Annotated in this window: 2 protein-coding genes and 1 pseudogene; 1 reads left to right on the forward strand and 2 read right to left on the reverse strand. The window is 59.8% G+C overall.

Annotated features, from left to right (window positions below; genetic code table 11):
- Positions 1-156, reverse strand: a pseudogene (locus tag K2F54_RS18795) (DDE-type integrase/transposase/recombinase); the annotation flags it as partial.
- Here K2F54_RS18795 and K2F54_RS18800 point away from each other — a divergent pair.
- Positions 146-664 carry a hypothetical protein gene (locus tag K2F54_RS18800; RefSeq protein WP_220607383.1) on the forward strand — a complete coding sequence of 173 codons (519 nt, stop codon included), beginning with the start codon at positions 146-148 and terminating at the stop codon, positions 662-664. The pseudogene K2F54_RS18795 and the gene K2F54_RS18800 sit on opposite strands and share 11 nt — an antisense overlap.
- 648 nt (positions 665-1,312) lie before the next feature.
- On the opposite strand, the gene K2F54_RS18805 is transcribed toward K2F54_RS18800, so the two are convergent.
- Entirely contained in the window at positions 1,313-1,576 is a 264-nt protein-coding gene (locus K2F54_RS18805; RefSeq protein WP_220607382.1) for a hypothetical protein, read from the reverse strand.
- Positions 1,577-2,111 lie beyond the last annotated feature (535 nt).

The following is a 2,111-nucleotide window of genomic DNA, read 5'->3' on the forward strand; positions in this document are numbered from 1 at the left end:
CCCGCGCAGCACCAGGGCCATTCTGAGGGCGTCCTCGATCAGGTCGGTGCGCATATGGTCCGCGATGGCCCACCCGACGACGCGGCGGCTGTGGGCGTCGATGACGGTCGCCAAATACACCCAGCCCTCCCAGGTCCTCAGGTAGATGATATCGCCGTGGACGCCGCCCGGGGCTGACGTTGCAGCGGTCGCTGCGGCCCTGAGCCAGGCCGAGCGCGACCGTGCCGACGCGGCCGCCGAGCGCACCAGGGCGGGCGAAGAACTCGCTGCGAGCCAACTGCTCTTCGCCCAGGCCGATCGACGTGACCGTGAGGCCCAAGAATCGGCCGAGCAGAGCTCAACGGGACCTGCAGGGCTGGTCAGCGAGGAGTTCGACGACATCATCCGTCGGAACTCGGACTTGCGAGAGTCTGGGGTTAGCGCGGCTGAACGGGAGCGGGGATCCCAGGAATACGACAGTGCAGAGCGCCGGCACAGGTTCGCGGCCAGCCTGGAAGACAAGGGCATCGATCAGAAGACAATCGCTGCACGGCTCCTCGCGGAAGACGAGAACGCACAGCACCCGCGCCAGGCCGTCGCATCATGGCACGGCGGAGCCGCCAAGATCCGCAAGTCGAAAAGCACCTCAGCTCAGCAACGCACCCGTGGGGGCCTGTCCACCTGAGCGTGCAGCGCGTGACAGAAAAGAGTGGCACTTTCGAAATGGATGCGGAGCGGTGAGCCCCGAGCTCGCACGCCATTCGGTGTGTCGTGTGTCGCGGCCGGCTCTCTTTGGTCGTTTCGTAGTGCGGTTAGAATGAGCAGGCCTTGCCAGAGTTCGACATATGAAAGACCAGCTTTCGTTCGCGATCGCGTACGCGATGAGTCCGTCTACTTGAGACATCTCAGTCCCCAGGAGGGCTAATGCCGCATCCAATTGCTCACGTCACTTCGGCAGAATCAAGAACGGTGCAGCGAGTCGTCGCTCAAAGGCAAGTTACTGACGGGCAGGTGGAGTCCTGGGACGTCTCCCTGTTCGGAATTGCAAACGATACTGCGATCGCAACGGATGTGTTTGGGCTGGACGCTCCTGTGTCAGTGGATGACATGGTTGCTCTCGTCGTCGTAATTCTGAGCCGGTCCGGCCTCGAACCAGAATTGCCCTGGCGTGTGGTGAGGGATGGCCTCCTGATGACAGGTGTATCTTCGCGGCTTTGAACGCCACCGTACAACTTTCTCGCTTAGTTCCGAGGCGTGAGGCATAGCAAAGCCCCTTCAAGAACAAAAGGGTCTAGAAGGGGCTACGCTACTGTCGTCGATCGATTCAAGCTGCTTAGTCGCGGTAGGTAACGCTGTCGTAGAGTGCGCCAGACTGGCAGACTCCGCCAGTCGTAACGACGTAGCCGCCCCCGTTGGCATCAAGCTTCTGGCCGTTCAAAGCTTGTTCCTCGACGGTTCGATATCCATTCCACGACTGGTTGCCGGCGTTCCAGCCGCTAAGGTTATACGCCCCAGCATCGATCGATGACGCGATCTGAACATTCCAGCCATGACTAATGGGAGCTCCCCAGTCCGGGAAGATGTAGTAGGAAGTCATGAATGTTCCCTGTCCCTGGAAAAACAATTGGGACTTTCCGCAATTGCCAGTGACCACATTCCTCGCCCCGATCCCCGACGCGGACCTTAGCTGACCGGTTGAGTGCACCATGCTGCCCTCCGCCGTTCCTATGGGTACTCCGTATTCATAGCCTGCAGTGTCAACGCGGATTTCATACCCGAACTGAGCGGCGTTTGCGTGCGTTAGCTCGACGAAACTCATCGAAGAAGGATCCGAGCTTGTATCGGGTGACGCCGCAAGTTCAGTTGCGGCCGCGGCCGGCGAAACGGCTCCCGCCAGCAGAATCCCTACAGCGATCAGCGGCGCAATTAAACCCAAGCGTTTTTGAGTATTCAATTTGTTCCCCCATTGAATTCTGACCCACGGTCAGTCTGTGACAGGCAGCCACGAGATACCTAGGAACCTATGGCTATATGTCGCACTGTGATAGTCGGCCGAGGTCACGTCCCGCTGAGTGGTGGAGTTTCTCAACACCGTGCGGGTCAGTTGTTCTAGCTTAGGCGGCGGCGAGTTC

Source organism: Cryobacterium inferilacus (assembly GCF_019599185.1).
GTDB lineage: Bacteria > Actinomycetota > Actinomycetes > Actinomycetales > Microbacteriaceae > Cryobacterium > Cryobacterium inferilacus.

What these genes read in the sequence shown, in the direction of transcription:
- K2F54_RS18800 (WP_220607383.1), top strand. Translation starts at nt 146, where the DNA reads ATGATATCGCCGTGGACGCCGCCCGGGGCTGACGTTGCAGCGGTCGCT.
- K2F54_RS18805 (WP_220607382.1), bottom strand. Translation starts at nt 1,576, where the DNA reads ATGACTTCCTACTACATCTTCCCGGACTGGGGAGCTCCCATTAGTCAT.